We start from the raw sequence: 16697 nt of genomic DNA on the forward strand, positions 1-16697 counted from the left end.
ATGAGCAACACCACTACCGCCACCCGCATCCCCTACCGCATGGTGCGCAAGGGTGTGGTCATGTCCCCGCTGGCCGGTGAGGCGAACGAGGTCGAGGGTGTGCTGAACCCCGCCTCCGGCCGCACCCCGGACGGGAAGCTGCACCTGCTGCCGCGCCTGGTAGCCGAGGGCAACGTCTCCCGCGTCGGCCTCGCCGAGGTCGCCTTCGACGAGGCGGGCGTGCCCAGCGGTGTCGAGCGGCGCGGCACCGTCCTCGCCCCCGACGAGGGCTGGGAGCGCGGCAAGAACAACGCCGGGGTCGAGGACCCCCGCGTCACCTGGGTCCCCTCGCTCGGCAAGCACGTGATGAGCTACGTCGCCTACGGCCCGCTCGGCCCGAAGCCGGCGCTGGCCGTCTCGGAGAACCTCACCGACTGGACACGGCTCGGCCCGGTCCAGTTCGCGTACCAGCCGGATCTGGACACCGACCTCAACCTCTTCCCGAACAAGGACGTCGTCCACTTCCCCGAGCCGGTCCCGGGCCCGGACGGCGGGATGGCGTACGCGATGCTGCACCGTCCGATGTGGGACCTGGGCTGGTTCCGGCCGGGTGAGGGTGTGCACCTGCCCGCCGGTGTCACCGACGAGCGGCCCGGCATCTGGATCAGCTACGTGCCCGTCGCCGAGGTGGAGGCGGACATCAGCGCCCTGACCCGCCCGCGCGACCACCGTCTGCTGGCGCTCTCGGAGTTCCCCTGGGAGTCCCTGAAGATCGGCGGCGGCCCCGCCCCGATCCGGGTGCCCGAGGGCTGGCTGCTGATCCACCACGGTGTGTCCGGCTCCATCGAGGACCCGTGGGCGCAGAACCAGGGCGTGTCGTACGCGGCCGGCGCGATGATCCTCGACCCGGCCGACCCCTCGCGGGTGATCGCCCGTTCGGACCGGCCGCTGATGGCGCCGGAGACCGAGGAGGAGGTCTCGGGCACCGTGCCGAACGTCGTGTTCCCGACGGCCATCGAGGAGGTCGACGGCCTGCTGTACGTGTTCTACGGGATGGCCGACGCGCACATCGGCGTCGCCCTCCTGGAGCGCACGGCGTGACCGGCGGCGCCCTGGGTGTCGGCCTGGTCGGCTGCGGCGGGTTCGCCGGGTTCGTCCTGGACGCCGTGGCCGGTCTGCCCGGTCTGCGTCTGGCGGCCGTCGCCGACCCGTCGCCGGCGCGTGCCCGGCGGCTCGGGGCGCGGCACGGCGTCCCGGCGCTCGGCTCGCTCGGCGAGCTGCTGGAGCGGGACGACGTGGCGGCCGTGCTGATCGCCACGCCGCCGGCCACCCATGCCGAGCTGGCCACCGCCGCGCTGCGGGCCGGGCGCCATGTCTTCTGCGAGAAGCCGCTCGCCACCACGACCGAGGACGCGTCGGCGGTCGCCCACGAGGCGCGGCTCGCCGGGCGGGCCCTGGTCGTGGACCATGTGCTGCGGTACAACCCGCTGCTGCGGGCCGTGGAGCGGCTGACCGGGCGGGGGCTGCTCGCGCGCCCTCGCCGGTTCCTCTTCGAGAACGACGCGTCGGACGAGGATCTGGGGCCCGGCCACTGGTTCTGGGACCAGGCGCACAGCGGCGGCATCTTCATCGAGCACGGCGTCCACTTCTTCGACGCCGCCCGCGCGCTGCTGGGGTCCGACCCGGTCGCCGTGCGGGCCACGGCCGTCGGCCGCCCCGGCGGCCCGGTCGATCTGGTGAGTGCCGATGTGGTGCACCCCGGAGGTGTGCTCGCCTCGCATCTGCACTCCTTCACCCATGCCCATCGCGCGGAGCGCCAGCTCATGCGCCTGGACCACGGGTTCGCCGAGACCCGGATCAGCGGCTGGATTCCCGTCCACGCGGAGATCACGGCGTGGGCCGACGAGGACGATGCCCGCGCCTGGGAGGAACTCCCAGGACTCCAGGACGAGTTGCTGGCCGTCGCGGGGTTCCGGCCGCACGGCGGCGAACGGATCGCCGTCCGCGTCGAGCGGAACGCCGGCTCCGCCGCGCCGGCCCGGGGCCGGGGCGAGGAGCGCTCGGTTCCGCACCGTGTGCGTGCCGTCCTCGACCTCGGCGGCGAGGCCCGCAAGCCGTACGTGTACGCGCAGAGCGTGCGCGCGGCCATGGCGGACCTGGTCCGGGCGGCCCGTGACGGCACGCGTCCGGTGGCCGACGCGGTCAGCGGGTTCGCCGCGGTGGCGGTCGCCGAGGCGGCCACCGTAGCGGCCGCGACCGGCGCCGAACAGAGCGTCCTCGCCCCGGGACCGGCCCTGGCCGCGGCCGGCCGCGTCCCGTCCGAAGGAGTGCCGGCATGAGCTGGTGGCAGGACATGGTCTGCTACGAGGTCCACCCGCGGGCCTTCGCCGACGCGGACGGGGACGGAACCGGCGATCTGGCGGGACTGACCGCGCGCCTGGAGCACATCAGCGAGCTGGGCGCGGACGCCGTGTGGTGCACACCCTTCTACCCGTCCCCGCTGGCCGACGGCGGCTACGACATCTCCGACCACACGGGGGTGGCCGCGGATCTCGGGACCGACGCCGATGCCGGGCGGCTGACCGCCCGCGCCCATGAGCTGGGCCTCAAGCTGATCGTCGATCTCGTCCCGAACCACACCTCCGACCGTCACCCGTGGTTCCTCGACGCGCTCGCGGCGGGCCCCGGGGCGGCCGAGCGGGAGAGGTACCTGTTCCGCGCCGGCCGTGGCGCCGCGGGTGAACTCCCGCCCAACGACTGGCGGTCGGCCTTCGGCGGACCGGCCTGGACGCGGGTCGCGGACGGTGAGTGGTACTGCCATCTCCACGCGCCCGAGCAGCCCGACCTGAACTGGCGCGACCCCGAGGTGCGCGACGCCTTCACCGAAGTCCTGCGCCACTGGCTCGACCGGGGCGTGGACGGCTTCCGGGTGGATGTGGCGCACGCCCTGTTCAAGGCGGAGGGGCTGCCGGACGCGGGCCCCGGGCAGCACACCGACCCCCTGCGCAACCACCTGATGCCGTACTACGACCAGGAGGAGCTGCACCCGCTCTACCGGGAGTGGCGGGCGCTGCTCGACACCCATCCGGCGCCGGCCGGGGCCGTCGCCCCGCGCGACCGGGTGATGGTCGCGGAGTCCGCCGTCTTCGACCCGGCGCGGCTGGCCCGCTACATCCGCCCCGACGAGATGCACCAGGCGTTCAACTTCGCTTTCCTGGAGGCGGCCTGGGACGCCGCGGAGCTGCGCCGCGTCATCGACGGCTCGTTCGCCGTGCCGGGCGCCGCCGTCACCTGGCTGCTCTCCAGCCATGACGCGGTGCGCCCCGTCACCCGCTACGGCTCCACGGCCCGCGCCCGTGCGGCCGCGCTGCTGATGCTGGCGCTGCCCGGGTCCGCGTACCTCTACCAGGGAGAGGAGCTGGGCCTCCCCCAGGCCGCGGTCCCCGTCGACCGCGTCCGCGACCCGCTGTGGGAACGCTCGGGCCACACGGAGGCCGGCCGCGACGGGGCGCGTGTGCCTATGCCGTGGTCCGGTGAGCACCCGCCGTACGGCTTCACCTCGGCGGCGCCCGAGGACACCTGGCTGCCGCAGCCCGCCGGCTGGGCCGGGCTCACCGTCGCCGCGCAGGACCGGGACCCCGGTTCCACGCTCTCCCTCTACCGGGCGGCGCTGCGGCTGCGGCGTGCCCATCCGGCGCCGGACCCGGCGGCCCCGCCGGTCTGGCTCTCGGCCCCGGACGCACCCGTCATCGCTTTCCGGCGCGGTGAGCTGATGTGTGTCGTCAATGCGGGCTCCGAGCCCGTACGTCCCACCGCGCTCGGTGTGTCCGGCCGTCCGCTGCTCAGCAGTGGTCCGCTCGACGGCGACGCGCTGCCGCCCGACACCGCCGCGTGGTTCCTTGCCGCGCCCCCTTCCCGTCCCGCCCGAGGAGACACCGATGACAACGCCCGTGACTGACCCGCCGCCCCGCACCGACCTGTCCGGACTCGTCAAGGCGTACGACGTGCGCGGCGTGGTGCCCGACCAGTGGGACGAGACGACGGCGGAACTGTTCGGTGCCGCTTTCGTCCGGGTCACGCGGGCGGACGCGATCGTGACGGGCCACGACATGCGGCCCTCGTCCCCGGGTCTCGCTCACGCCTTCGCCCGTGGCGCCACCGCGCAGGGCGCCGACGTCACCCGGATCGGCCTCTGCTCGACGGACCAGCTGTACTACGCCTCGGGCTCGCTCGCACTGCCCGGCGCGATGTTCACCGCCTCGCACAACCCCGCCCGCTACAACGGCATCAAGCTGTGCCGGGCCGGCGCGGAGCCGGTGGGCCAGGACACCGGTCTCGCCGAGATCCGCGCCCTGGTCGAACGGTGGTCGGACCATGGGGCGCCGGCCCCGGCCGGCCGCGCGGGTGCCGTCACCGAGCAGGACACCCTGACGGGCTACGCCGCGTATCTGCACTCCCTGGTGGACCTGTCGTCCGTCCGGCCGCTGAAGGTCGTGGTCGACGCGGGCAACGGCATGGGCGGACACACCGTGCCCACGGTCCTCGCCGGGCTGCCGCTGACGGTCGTACCGATGTACTTCGAGCTCGACGGTACGTTCCCGAACCACGAGGCGAACCCGCTGGAGCCCGCCAACATCGTGGACCTCCAGGCCCGGGTGCGCGCCGAGGGCGCCGATCTCGGGCTCGCCTTCGACGGGGACGCCGACCGCTGCTTCGTCGTGGACGAGAACGGCGACCCGGTCTCGCCGTCCGCCGTCACGGCCCTGGTCGCCTCGCGCGAACTGGACCGGCACCCGGGCGCGACCGTCATCCACAACCTCATCACCTCGCGCGCGGTCCCCGAGGTGATCCGTGAGGCGGGCGGCACCCCGGTCCGTACCCGCGTCGGCCACTCCTTCATCAAGGCCGAGATGGCCCGGACCGGTGCCGTGTTCGGCGGCGAGCACTCGGCGCACTACTACTTCCGCGACTTCTGGAACGCGGACACCGGCATGCTGGCCGCCCTCCACGTCCTCGCCGCCCTCGGCACGCAGGGCGGCCCGCTGTCCGCGCTGACCAGCCGCTTCGAGCGTTACGCCGCCTCCGGCGAGATCAACTCCACCGTCACCGACCAGGCCACCCGCACCGCCGCCGTACGCGCGGTGTGGGAGTGCCGCCCGGACACGGTGGCCGACGACCTGGACGGCCTCACCGTCAGCGGCCCGGACTGGTGGTTCAACCTCCGCCCGTCCAACACGGAACCGCTGCTGCGGCTGAACGTGGAGGCGCGCACCGATTCCCTCATGCGCGCGGTCAGGGACGAGGTCCTGGTGACGGTCCGCGGCACGGCCGACGGGCGGGGCTGACGCCCGTCGGCCACGGGCCGCCGTGGCCGGTCCGGTCAGTGTCACCCGGCACAATGCGGCCCCATGAGCCTCCACTTCGAAGTCGTCTTCAACCGCTTCCTTCGTGGCGACACTCCGGGCCCGGTCCTCAAGGCCGGCCTCGGCGGCTGCTTCCGCGAGGAGTACGGGACGGGGCCGACGTTCCTCACCTTCCAGGACGGCACCTACGGACCGTACGAACCCGCAGCGGACGGCCTGCGCCGATGAAGCGCGTACAGCGGGAGATGGGCGGAGGCGGCGGCTGGGACCCCGGCGAGGCCACCGACGACACGCAGATGGCCGTCCTGGTCGCGGACTCGCGTGGCCGTCGACCTCGGCGGTGACACGGACACGGTGGCCGCGGTGACCGGAGGACTCGCCGGGGCGTACTACGGGCTCGACGCGATCCCCGACCGGTGGACCCGACTGCTGCACGTGCCGTTGCCGGGGTTCGGCGGGCGGGTGCTGCGTGCGGCGGATCTGGCCGGCCTGGCGCACCGTCTGTGCGGCTGAACGGGCCGGCGCGCGAAGCGGTGGCCCGCACGCCGTTCTCCGTGTGACAGGCCACCGGGTACGCGGAGCGGGCCCGCTACTGCGTGGCGTCGGTCAGGTCGACGGTGAGCACGTCGTCGTCCCGGGTCGGGTGCTCGATCGTGATCGAACCCGTCGCACCCACGTAGCCGCGGGTGCCGCCGGTGATCGCGAACTCGTGGGTCCACCGGGGGGAGCCGGTCGGCAGCTCGGTCACGGCGGGGAGCGGACGCTGGAAGGCGGTGGCCGCGGTGATCATGCCGTCGTCCAGGCTCAGGACCAGTGTCGCCATGACGTAGGAGCCGTCCGTGCCCACGGTGACGGGCAGGCAGTGCGCGTTCTCGGTGCCCACGCCGCGGCCCTCCTCGTCCGACAGGTCGTAGCGGACGAAGTACGGGACGCCGGCCGTGAGCACGTCCGGGATGTTCGCGCCCGTGCGCTTGCCCTTCAGGGTGATCCGGCGGTCGGCCCGGCGCGCCGCGTGGGCCGTCCCGCCGGCCCCGGCCACCAGTCCCCCGGCCATGGTCACCGCCGAGGTCAGCTGCAGAATGCTCCTGCGGTCCATGTTCGTCATCGCCTGCTTCACACCCTTGCTCGTCGTGTGCGTGGGTGCGCTCGCACCCCACGGGTAACGGGCCCGCGCGGCGGAACGGTTCGCCTCACGCCCGCGATTCACTGGAACGCACGAACGCGGGGGCTCCACCGGTCGGCCCGTCCGGTCAGGCGGGCCGGGCCGGATGGAGCCAGTGGCGCCGAGTGCTCCAGCCGAGGAGGAGCCGGCCCTCCCCGGTGTCCGGGACGCCGCCGGCCACGGTCTGCCGCAGGCCGGTCAGGGCTGGTGCCAGCCGGGCCGAGACGTGGCCGGGGTGCCGGGCGGCCGCCTCGTCCAGGCGGCTGATCGCACGGGCCTGCGCCGCGGGGGCGCACAGCGAGAGGTGGAAGATCATCTGGCGCCAGGCGTATGCCGCGTCCTTGATCGTCGCCAGTGGGCGAGGGTTGCCGTGGACGCGGGCCGTCAGCTGGCACACGGTACGGAAGCAGGCGCCCGCGAGGTGCTCCCAGCCGGGCTCCGGCCTGATGCCGACGCGGCTGACCAGCGTGGCCAGGTTGTGCGTGGTGAGGATCTGCGCCTGCTCGATGACGCTGCCGCTCGCGGCCAGGGAGGAACCTCGGCTGCCAGGGATCTGCCCGGCCCGCTCGGTGCACAGCTTCGCGAAGTCCGGCGCGGTCCTGGTCCGTGCTCCGGCCGCCCGGGTGGCCGCGAGGTCGCGGACCGCGGCGTAGTCGATGCCGTAGTAGCGCGCGTACAGGGTGCCTTCGAGCAGCCCCGCCGCGACCCCGGCGGCAGCCAGGAACTTGGGGGTGAAGGTGCCCATGAAGATATCGACGGCCAGTTCCTCGACGAACGGCGCGTCGGTCTCGGCCTGCCGTGCCAGCACGCCGAGTTCGCGGATCAGGGGGTTGGGCAGGAGGGTCCCGGGGAAGGCCTGCACGGCCAGTTCGCCGAGTTCGCACAGGGCCGTTCGCGCGGGATGGCGGCCGTCGCCCGTCCGGTACGCGGCCGTCGCGCGCACCCACGGCAGCTCGTCGGCCCGCACCTGCCGGGCGAGGTCGAGCAGGAGCAGCGAGCGCCGGTTGCGGAAGGCCCGGTAGTGCGCGGCCATCAAGGTGCGCAGCGCCTCGTCCCGGTAGGACTGCGCGCCGGTCGACGCGACCAGTTGCGGGACGAGCTCGGCCAGGACCTCGGCGGAGGTGACGACCCCGCGTTCCACGAGGGTGGCGGGAGGAGCGCTCAGCGCGTTCTCGACCACGGTCCGGAGGGGAGCCGGGACCGCCGCCCCGGCGGGCAGTCCGGTGTGCCGCGCCTCGTCGGGTGACACCGCGGTGACCAGCGGCGCGGTGTCGGCCGCGCCGGTGTGCTGGGCGAGGGCCGACAGGCGGTGCAGGATCAGCTGGGCGAAGGCGTGGTGCGAGGGCTGGGCGGCCTGGGCCGCCTGCCGTACGCGTAGTTCGGTGTGCCGGGCGGAGCCGGGGCGGCCTCGTTTGCGGACCATCGATTCCACGGCGTGCCGCAGCAGTCCGAGCTGCCGGGGCGCGAGCGGGCGGCCGACGACGGTCTCTTCGAGGGCGCCGCGCAGAATGCCCGCGTTCCCCTTCGGGTCGCGGTGGGCGGTGCACAGGGTGTGGGCCGCGGCGAGTTCGCGGTAGCGGCGCAGGAGGGCCGCGCCGCGTTCCCGCCAGGTGCCGTCGGGTGCCCGGTCCGCAACGGGGCCGGGTCCGGCTGTTTCCAGCCAGTGGGTGAGCAGTTCGTCGGCGAAGGGCTGCCAGACGGTGAGCGCCTCGCGCTGAGTCTCGATCGCGGTGTTGGGCCGGCGGCGGGCGAGCGTCGCGCCTGCCTCGGCGACCGTGCGGCGGTGGACCGCTCGGGCCGTGGGCGCCGGCAGGGCGGCGGGGCGGGGTGTGAAGCGCAGGCGGTCGGCGAAGGGGGCCAGGGTCTCGACGAGTTCGAGCGCACCGGGCGTGTCCTGGGCCCGCACCAGCCAGGCCACGGTCAGCAGGGCGCCCTCCTCGGGGACGGTGATCTCGTAGCGGCCGCTGTCGAGCAGCGCGTACAGCCGCGCGAGGCCCGCCTCGGTGAGGCAGTACGTGAACAGGGCCCGGCGCTCGGCGGGTACCCCGGCGTGGGCCGCGAGTTCGTGCTCGTACGGCTGGAGCGGGCCTCCGGCGCTCGGCTCGGAGGTGACGAATCCGCCCCTGACGACCTCCGGTGTCACCCAGGCGGGCAGCCCGGCGACGGGGGTGCGGGAGCCGATCGTCAGGGTGCCGTCCGCCATGCCGGCGAGCACGGCCCGCCAGCGGTCGGAGCGGTGGCCGGCGCGTTCGCGGGTGCCGGCGTCGTGGTGGGTGCGCGCGGTGAGGAAGGCGCGGGCCCGCATGGTTTCGGGATAGGCGGCGGATCCGTCGGCCCCCGCGGGGAACTCCCGCTCGGCGCGTGCGTGGTTGGCGTCCATAAGCCGACGTGGCAGGTTCTGCCCCTGCGCCCTCCGGGACCAGAGCCCGGTGCTCTGCTGCTGAGCTACACGCCGATGCCGTGAAGGCTAGACGCGGGGACGAAGATCGTACAAGCGTATTGCGTATTGCTATCCGCCTGGCCGGATCTCGCCGTCCGGGCCGAAGCGGTGGGGGGCGAGCGACGTCAGCAGGGCGGTGACCACGAGGTCGGTCGAGGCGGCCATGTCCACCGAGCCGGGCGCGAGCAGCCACTGCACCTGGAGTCCGTCCATGACGGCGATGACCGCGTTGGCGGCGTTCTCGGCCGTCTCCGTGTCCTCGTCGGGGAGTTCGCACGCCTCGCGGAGGGCGTCGGCGACGAACGCCCGCAGTCCGTCGTAACGGTCGCGGAAGTAGTCCTGGGCCGGGTGGTCGTCCGTCACGGACTCGGCCGACAGGACGGCGTAGAGGCGGACGATCCCTTCGCGCTCGGCGTTGCGCAGCGCGGTGTCGACCAGGTGGCGCAGGAAGGCGAGGCCCTGTGGGCGGCCGGCGCCCAGCTGCTCGATGCCCGACTGGTCGCGGAGTTCGAGGACGCTGGTGAGCAGGAGCGCCTTGGACCGGAAGTAGTGCAGGACACCGGCCTGGGTCAGGCCGGCCCGGTCGGCGATCTCGGCGAGCGAGGCGTTGTTGTAGCCGCGGGCGGCGAAGGTGTTCATCGCGATGTGCAGGATGTCCCGCTGCCGCTGCTGGGCTTCCGGGCTTCGGGGCGTGCGGGGCTTGGCCGTCCGGCCGGACCTGCCCGCTGACTGGTTGCTCACCGGGCCAGCTTAGACCGGCGTCCACGCCGGGCGGGCGGTGCGTCCGGGGCGCTGACCAGGGAGCCGTCGCGGCCCCGGGCACCGGGCAGCAAAGCCGTACCGACTACTTACTAACCACTTAGTGAGTGTGCTTTCATGTCGCCGTCATCCCAAGGAGACACGCCCCGCAACGGCGCGAAGGGATGCGCCATGTCCTCCCCCCAGGTATGACCGAAGGAGAGCCGCACATGTCCCACAACAGTCCCCCGCGTCCCCGCGCACGCGCCGCCGGCGCCGCCCTGGCGATGGCCGTCGCGGCCATCGGCCTGGCCGGCAGCGGTACGGTCGCCCAGGCCGCCGATCCCACGGCCCAGGTATGGGTCACCACGCCCGACGGCGCGAAGAGACTTTCCGCCGAGGGCACCGTCGCCTTCACCGGCTCACCGCAGAGCGTCGACATCCGGGTCGACGGCAACAGCAAGGGCCAGCGGTTCACCGGGGCGGGCGCCTCGGTGACCGGTGCGTCGGCCCACCTCATCCAGAGCCTGCCGCAGGACAAGCGCGACGCGCTGATGACCTCGCTGTTCTCGGCCGGTGGCGACGGAATCGGGCTCAGCTATCTGCGCCAGCCGCTCGGCAGCAGCGACTTCAACGCCGACAGCAGCCTCTACACGTACGAGGACAGCCCCGGGTCCTTCTCCATCGACCGGGACAAGGCCGAGATCATCCCGGTCCTGAAGCAGGCCACCTCCGTCAACCCGGCGATCCGCTTCATGGGCACCCCCTGGACGCCGCCCGCCTGGATGAAGACGAACAACGCGCTCAACGGCGGCAGCCTCAAGCCCGAGAGCTATCAGGCGTACGCCGACTACCTGGTCAAGGCGATCCAGGCGTACGGGCAGCAGGGCATCACGCTGACGGACCTCACCGTGCAGAACGAACCCGAGTTCGCCGCCAGTTATCCGTCGATGACCATGACCGCCTCCCAGCAGGCCGACTTCTTCAAGGTGCTCGACCCCGCCCTCACCGCGGCGGGCCTGCCCACGAACCTCCTGGCCTTCGACCACAACTGGGACCACCCCGACTACCCGGTCGACGTGTTCAACGGGACACCGGGCATCAGCCGGGTGATCGGGGCCGCCTTCCACTGCTACGGCGGTGATCCCTCCGCGCAGCAGCAGGTCGTCGACGCCGGGAAGCGGGTCTTCTTCACCGAGTGCTCCGGCACCGAGAGCGACAACCGGTCCACCACGTTCGCCGACACCCTCAAGTGGCACGCCGAGAACCTCGTCGTGCAGAACATGCGCAACGGCGGCGAGACCGTCGTCGACTGGAACCTCGCCCTCGACCAGAACGGCGGCCCCCACCAGGGGGGGTGCGCGGACCGCTGCAACGGTGTCGTGGAGATCGCGAACGGCAACGTGACGCGCAACGCCGAGTACTACGTGCTCGGGCACGTCAGCAAGTTCGTCGAGCCCGGCGCCACCCGCATCGGCTCCACCAGCCAGGGCAACGGCGGCGTGGAGAACGTCGCCTTCCAGAACCCGGACGGCACCCGCGCCGCGTACGTCGTCAACACGGCCTCGGGCGCCCAGCAGTTCTCGCTGACCGACAACGGCAGGTCCCTCGTCTACACCCTGCCCGCGGGCGCGGTCGCCACCTTCGTGTGGAACGGCACCGACGGCGGGACCACCGATCCGCCCGGCGACAGCTCCATCGACTCGGCCGCCTGGTACCGGGTCAAGAACGGCAACAGCGGCGCCTGCCTCGACGCGGCCGACTGGGGTACCGCCGACGGTACCGCGCTCCAGCAGTGGAGCTGCGGCGACGGGGCCAACCAGAGCTGGCAGTTCCGGCCCGCGGGGGACGGCACCTACCAGGTCGTCAACCGGCACAACACCAAGGTCTGGGACGTCGACGGCGGCCCCGGCGCCACCGCCGCGGGCACCCGGGTGCACCTGTGGTCGTACGTGGGCGGCACCAACCAGCAGTGGAGCGCGGAGCCCTCCGGCGCGGCCGGCACGTACCGCTTCGTCGCCCGCAACAGCGGCAAGTGCCTGTCCGTGGACGGCGCGTCCACCGCCGATGGGGCCCGGCTGTCGCAGCAGCAGTGCGACGGATCGTCGGCCCAGACATTCTCGCTGGAGCACTGACACCGCCGAGACCACCGGCCCTTTCGCATCGCGCCCGCGCGGTGCGAAAGGGCCTTGGCCGTCAGCCGAGGCCGCGGTGCCCTGCCCACATCTCACCGGCGCGGGCGGCGGCCGCGGCGACCAGGGCCGCCAGTTCGGGCCGGCCGGGCACCGGGAACGAGACGTACGCGCCCCGGCCGCCCTCCACCGGCCGGCCGTAGGCCTTCGCGGCGAGGTGACCGTCGGGGAGGAGCCGGACGTTGAGCGTGGTCAGCCGGAATGTCGTACCGCGACGGGTGTCCGTCCACCGGAGCGCCTCCGGGATGGTGATGTTGACCGCCAACGCGCTTACCTCCACCTCGCTGCTCATGGACGGATGATCCCACGCGGGTCGGCGGCCTCTCCCGGAGAGGGGGCACGTCTTCGGCCGGTGGGCCCGTTCGCGCCGGGGCGCGCGGCGCATTGACTGTGCCGCACATGCTCCACAGGAGCTTCGCACGCCCTACCGGCGCCCATAACGCAGTGGAAATGATGAGCACACCGGCACGTGAATCAGGTGATCCGCACCCCCCTGTCCTTCGGTCGGGCGGTGATGCGGCGGAAGGAGCCCACGGTGTTGCTTCTCATCTCTCCGGACAGCGTCGAAGAAGCCCTCGACTGCGCGAAGGCCGCGGAGTATCTCGACATCGTCGACGTGAAGAAGCCCGACGAAGGGTCGCTCGGCGCCAACTTTCCCTGGGTCATCAGAGAGATCCGTGACGCGGTCCCGGCAGCCAAACCGGTGTCCGCGACCGTGGGCGATGTCCCCTACAAGCCCGGCACGGTGGCTCAGGCGGCGCTCGGCGCCGTCGTCTCCGGAGCCACGTACATCAAGGTCGGCCTCTACGGGTGCACCACGCCCGATCAGGGCATCGAGGTCATGCGCGCGGTCGTCAGGGCCGTGAAGGACCACCGGCCCGAAGCGCTCGTCGTCGCCTCCGGGTATGCCGACGCCCACCGCGTCGGCTGCGTCAACCCGCTCGCCCTCCCCGACATCGCCGCCCGGTCCGGTGCCGACGCGGCGATGCTCGACACCGCCATCAAGGACGGGACGCGACTGTTCGACCACGTTCCGCCGGACCTCTGCGCCGAGTTCGTACGGCTGGCCCACGCGTCCGGTCTGCTCGCCGCCCTCGCGGGCAGTGTCAAACAGGCCGACCTCGCCCCGCTGACCCGGATCGGAACGGACATCGTCGGCGTACGCGGAGCGGTCTGCGAGGGCGGCGACCGCAATGCGGGAAGGATTCGGCCCCATCTGGTGGCCGCCTTCCGGGCGGAGATGGACCGGCAGGCCCGGGAGCACTCCGCCACCCTGCCCGTCGTCGGCTGACCGCCGGCATGCCGACTTCCCATCCGGCGGGTCCGGGCCGCGCGCCCGGACGCGGGTCCGCGCGCTTCCCCGTCCTCGACCCGGCCACCGGGGAGACCATCGACGAGGCCCCCGACCAGCACCCGGACGAGCTGGACGCCGTGGTCGACCGGGCCCACCGGGCCTGGCACGGCTGGCGCGCCGACGCCGCCGCACGGACCCGTGCGCTGCTCCGGGCGGCCGAGGCCGTGGAGGCCGCGGGCGACGGCCTCGCCCGGCTGCTCACCCGGGAACAGGGCAAACCGCTGGCCGAGTCGTACGCGGAGATCGCGCGCACCTCGGCGCGGCTGCGCTACTTCGCGGACCTGGTCCCACGGACGCGGCGGATCAGCGACGGCCGGCCCGTGCGCAGCGAGATCCGCTGGCGTCCGCTCGGTCCGGTCGCCGCGATCGTGCCGTGGAACTTCCCCCTCCAGCTCGCGTCGGCGAAGTTCGCTCCCGCGCTCGCGGCGGGCAACACCGTCGTCCTCAAACCCTCCCCGTTCACTCCTCTCGCCACCCGGCTGCTGGGTTCCGTCCTCGCCACCGCCCTGCCCGAGGACGTACTGACCGTCGTCACCGGCCGTGAACCGCTCGGTGCCCGTCTCGTGTCGCACCCGGGCATCCGGCACGTCACCTTCACCGGCTCGGTGCCCACCGGGCGGGCCGTCGCTGCCGGGGCGGCCGTGTCGCTCGCCCGGGTCACTCTGGAGCTCGGCGGCAACGACGCCGCCGTCCTGCTGGACGACGTCGACGTGGAGCGGATCACGGACCGGCTGTTCTGGGCCGCGTTCCGCAACTGCGGGCAGGTCTGCATGGCGGTCAAGCGGGTGTACGTCCCCGCCCGGCTCCACGCCGACGTGGTCGAAGCGCTCGCCGGGCGGGCGAAGGCGGTTGTCGTGGGAAACGGGCTCGACCCGGACACCCGGCTGGGCCCGGTCAGCAACGCGCCCCAACTGGCCCGGGTCGAGCGGGTCACCCGGCAGGCCGTGGCGGACGGTGCCCGCGCGGCGGCCGGCGGCCACCGGCTGGACGGACCGGGCCACTTCTTCGCTCCCACGATCCTCACCGACGTCTCCCCCGGCAGCGAGGTGGTGACCGGGGAACAGTTCGGCCCTGTCCTGCCCGTGCTGCCGTACCGGAGTCTCGACGAAGCCGTGGCGGCGGCCAACGGCACCCGGTTCGGGCTGGGCGGCTCCGTGTGGGGCACCGACCCCGACCGGGCCGAGGCGGTGGCCGAGCGCCTCGAATGCGGCACGGCCTGGGTCAACCACCATGCCGAGCTGTCCCTCGCCCAGCCCTTCGCCGGCATCGGGGACAGCGGTGTCGGCGTCGCGGGCGGACCGTGGGGTCTGTACGGCAACCTCCGGCCGTTCGTCGTCCACCGCCCGGAGGAGTCATGACGACGCGCTTCCGGGCGGCCGTGCTCCGCTCGTACGAAGGCCCCTTCGCGGTCGAGGAGGTGGCCCTCGGCACGGAGCCCGCCGCCGGCGAGATCCTGGTCGAGATCGCGGGCTGCGGGATGTGCCGGACCGACCTGGCCGTCCGGCGGTCGGCCGGCCGCAGCCCGTTGCCCGCGGTCCTCGGTCACGAGGGGGCCGGGGTGGTGGTGCGCACGGGCGGCGGCCCGGACGCCTCGGTCGGCGTCGGCGACCATGTCGTGCTGAGCTTCGACTCCTGCGGGCACTGCCGCAACTGCCTGGGCGCCGCCCCCGCGTACTGCGACTCCTTCGCCCGGCTCAACCTCTTCGGGGGCCGCGAGGAGGACGCGCCCCGGCTCACCGACACGGCCGGCCGGGCCCTGGCCCCGCGCTGGTTCGGCCAGTCCTCGTTCGCCCAGTACGCGCTGGTCCCGGCCCGCAACGCCGTCCGGGTCGACCCCGCGCTCCCCCTCGAACTGCTCGGACCGCTCGGCTGCGGCTTCCTCACCGGGGCCGGGGCCGTGCTGAACACCTTCCGTGCCGGACCCGGTGACACGCTGGTGGTCCTCGGCGCGGGGGCGGTGGGACTGGCCGCCGTGATGGCGGCCGGAGCCGGCGGCGCGTCGGCCGTGGCCGTGGACCGGCATCCGCGACGGCTCGCTCTGGCGGAACGATTCGGCGCGGTCGCGCTGCACGCCGACGAGGCGGGGCTGCCCGAGCGGATCCGGCGGCTGACCGGCGGCGGCGCGCGGTACGCGCTGGACACGACGGCGTCGCCCCCGCTCATCAACGACGCGCTCCGCGCCCTGTGCCCCACCGGCACGCTCGGCCTGGTGGCGCGGCTGCACACCCCGCTGCCGCTCGAACCGGGAACGCTGGACCGGGGCCGCGGCATCCGCCACATCTGCGAAGGGGACGCCGTACCCGGGCTGCTGATACCCGTGCTGACCGGGTTGTGGCAGGCCGGACGCTTCCCCTTCGACCAGCTGATCCGTACCTATCCGCTGGCCGACATCAACGAGGCCGAACGCGACTGCGACGCGGGCCGCGTCGTCAAACCCGTCCTGCTCCCGGAGGGAAGAAGCCGATGAACGAGGCGATCAGCACCACGGACTCACCGCAGCCCGACCGCGATCCCGGCGCGGACATGGCCGGTGGCCCGGCGCCGGGGAACCCGGATGCGGGAGGCGTGGACGGGGGCGTGGGTCTCACCGCGCTCCTGGTGGCCGCGGCGCGGGCGATCGAGACCCACCGGCACGACAGCCTGGCTCAGGACCCCTACGCGGAACACTTCGTGCGCGCGGCGCCGGCGTGCGCGGACTGGCCGGTGCGGATCGAGCAGGTGCCGGACGGGGACCGCAACGCGTTGTGGGGGCGGTTCGCCCGCTACTTCGGCCTGCGCACCAGGGTCCTGGACGACTTCCTCCTCGGGGCCGTCGGTGCGGGAGCCCGCCAGGTGGTGCTGCTGGGAGCGGGGCTGGACACGCGTGCCTTCCGGCTGGGCTTGGCTTCGGACTGCGCGGTCTTCGAGGTCGACCGGGCGGGCGTGCTGGACTTCAAGCACCGGGTGCTCACGAGCCTGCCGGCCGCCCCGAAGGTGAAGCGCGTGCCCGTTCCGGTGGATCTGCGCGACGACTGGGTCACCGCGCTGACCTCGGCGGGCTTCGATCCGGCCGCGCCGAGCGTCTGGCTGGCCGAGGGGCTGCTCTTCTACCTGCCGAGCGCCGTCGAGACGTCTCTCATCGACACCGTGGACCGGTTGACCGTGAGCGGCAGCGCGCTGGCCTTCGAGGCGAAACTGGAGGCGGATCTGCTGGCCTACCGGGACAGTGCCATCTACACGGCGACGCGGGAGGAGATCGGCATCGACCTGCTCCGCCTCTTCGACAAGGGACCGCGGCCCGACTCGGCGGGAGACCTCACGGCCAGGGGCTGGTCCGCGTCGACGCACACCCCGTTCGATTTCACCCGCGCGCACGGACGCGGCCCGCTCCCCGAGCCGGACGACGCGCTGGAGGGGAACCGGTGGGTGTTCGCGCACAAGCTCCGGCAGTGAGACACCTGCGGCTCACGGCGGCGCGCGACCGCCCCCC

At 73.5% G+C, this 16697-nt stretch carries 14 protein-coding genes, 1 tRNA gene and 1 pseudogene; 11 read left to right on the top strand and 5 right to left on the bottom strand.

Going from position 1 to position 16697, the window contains the following annotated elements; translation table 11 throughout:
* The 6 genes and pseudogenes from P8A18_RS00485 to P8A18_RS00510 all read left to right on the top strand — a co-directional run.
* Positions 1 to 1080, top strand: a complete 1080-nt coding sequence (locus tag P8A18_RS00485; protein ID WP_306050649.1) for a glycoside hydrolase family 130 protein — start codon at positions 1 to 3, stop codon at positions 1078 to 1080.
* Positions 1077 to 2318 carry a Gfo/Idh/MocA family protein gene (locus tag P8A18_RS00490; RefSeq protein ID WP_306050651.1) on the top strand — a complete coding sequence of 414 codons (1242 nt, stop codon included), beginning with the start codon at positions 1077 to 1079 and terminating at the stop codon, positions 2316 to 2318. The genes P8A18_RS00485 and P8A18_RS00490 overlap by 4 nt, the downstream gene beginning before the upstream one ends.
* A complete protein-coding gene (locus tag P8A18_RS00495) occupies positions 2315 to 3937 on the top strand; it encodes a glycoside hydrolase family 13 protein (RefSeq protein WP_306050652.1) in 1623 nt (540 codons plus the stop codon). Before P8A18_RS00490 ends, P8A18_RS00495 begins: the two co-directional genes overlap by 4 nt.
* Positions 3918 to 5324 (top strand): phosphomannomutase/phosphoglucomutase, encoded by a 1407-nt coding sequence (locus P8A18_RS00500; protein ID WP_306050654.1) that lies wholly within the window; start codon positions 3918 to 3920, stop codon positions 5322 to 5324. Before P8A18_RS00495 ends, P8A18_RS00500 begins: the two co-directional genes overlap by 20 nt.
* Before the next feature lie 63 nt (positions 5325 to 5387).
* Positions 5388 to 5570, top strand: coding sequence for a hypothetical protein (locus tag P8A18_RS00505; RefSeq protein ID WP_306050656.1), 183 nt, complete (start codon positions 5388 to 5390; stop codon positions 5568 to 5570).
* Between the two features lie 90 nt (positions 5571 to 5660).
* Positions 5661 to 5855, top strand: a pseudogene (locus P8A18_RS00510) (ADP-ribosylglycohydrolase family protein); the annotation flags it as partial.
* Positions 5856 to 5931: 76 nt separating this feature from the next.
* Here P8A18_RS00510 and P8A18_RS00515 read toward each other — a convergent pair.
* The 4 genes from P8A18_RS00515 to P8A18_RS00530 form a co-directional block, all read right to left on the bottom strand.
* A complete protein-coding gene (locus P8A18_RS00515; protein ID WP_306050658.1) occupies positions 5932 to 6447 on the bottom strand; it encodes a hypothetical protein in 516 nt (171 codons plus the stop codon).
* Between the two features lie 145 nt (positions 6448 to 6592).
* A complete protein-coding gene (locus P8A18_RS00520; RefSeq protein WP_306050660.1) occupies positions 6593 to 8884 on the bottom strand; it encodes a hypothetical protein in 2292 nt (763 codons plus the stop codon).
* A gap of 3 nt (positions 8885 to 8887) precedes the next feature.
* Positions 8888 to 8959: transfer RNA gene (locus P8A18_RS00525), tRNA-Gln, on the bottom strand.
* A 54-nt stretch (positions 8960 to 9013) separates the two neighbouring features.
* Positions 9014 to 9685, bottom strand: coding sequence for a TetR/AcrR family transcriptional regulator (locus P8A18_RS00530; protein WP_371933625.1), 672 nt, complete (start codon positions 9683 to 9685; stop codon positions 9014 to 9016).
* A 227-nt stretch (positions 9686 to 9912) separates the two neighbouring features.
* On the opposite strand from P8A18_RS00530, the gene P8A18_RS00535 reads away from it, so the two are divergent.
* Positions 9913 to 11817, top strand: a complete 1905-nt coding sequence (locus P8A18_RS00535) for an RICIN domain-containing protein (protein ID WP_306050662.1) — start codon at positions 9913 to 9915, stop codon at positions 11815 to 11817.
* 61 nt (positions 11818 to 11878) lie between these two features.
* Here P8A18_RS00535 and P8A18_RS00540 read toward each other — a convergent pair whose 3' ends face one another.
* Positions 11879 to 12166 carry a hypothetical protein gene (locus P8A18_RS00540; RefSeq protein ID WP_026249453.1) on the bottom strand — a complete coding sequence of 96 codons (288 nt, stop codon included), beginning with the start codon at positions 12164 to 12166 and terminating at the stop codon, positions 11879 to 11881.
* A 243-nt stretch (positions 12167 to 12409) separates the two neighbouring features.
* On the opposite strand from P8A18_RS00540, the gene P8A18_RS00545 reads away from it, so the two are divergent.
* Genes P8A18_RS00545 through P8A18_RS00560 form a run of 4 tightly spaced genes read left to right on the top strand, consistent with a single transcriptional unit; the run spans position 12410 to position 16660 of the window.
* Positions 12410 to 13165, top strand: a complete 756-nt coding sequence (locus P8A18_RS00545) for a (5-formylfuran-3-yl)methyl phosphate synthase (protein ID WP_306050664.1) — start codon at positions 12410 to 12412, stop codon at positions 13163 to 13165.
* 8 nt (positions 13166 to 13173) lie between these two features.
* On the top strand, positions 13174 to 14586 hold the full coding sequence (locus tag P8A18_RS00550) for an aldehyde dehydrogenase family protein (RefSeq protein ID WP_306050666.1): 1413 nt from the start codon (positions 13174 to 13176) through the stop codon (positions 14584 to 14586).
* Positions 14583 to 15695, top strand: a complete 1113-nt coding sequence (locus P8A18_RS00555; RefSeq protein WP_018550808.1) for an NAD(P)-dependent alcohol dehydrogenase — start codon at positions 14583 to 14585, stop codon at positions 15693 to 15695. The genes P8A18_RS00550 and P8A18_RS00555 overlap by 4 nt, the downstream gene beginning before the upstream one ends.
* A 56-nt stretch (positions 15696 to 15751) precedes the next feature.
* Positions 15752 to 16660: an SAM-dependent methyltransferase gene (locus P8A18_RS00560; protein ID WP_306060607.1), complete on the top strand. Its 909-nt coding sequence runs from the start codon at positions 15752 to 15754 to the stop codon at positions 16658 to 16660.
* Positions 16661 to 16697: the final 37 nt, after the last annotated feature.

This window comes from Streptomyces sp. Mut1, assembly GCF_030719295.1.
Classification (GTDB): domain Bacteria; phylum Actinomycetota; class Actinomycetes; order Streptomycetales; family Streptomycetaceae; genus Streptomyces; species Streptomyces castrisilvae.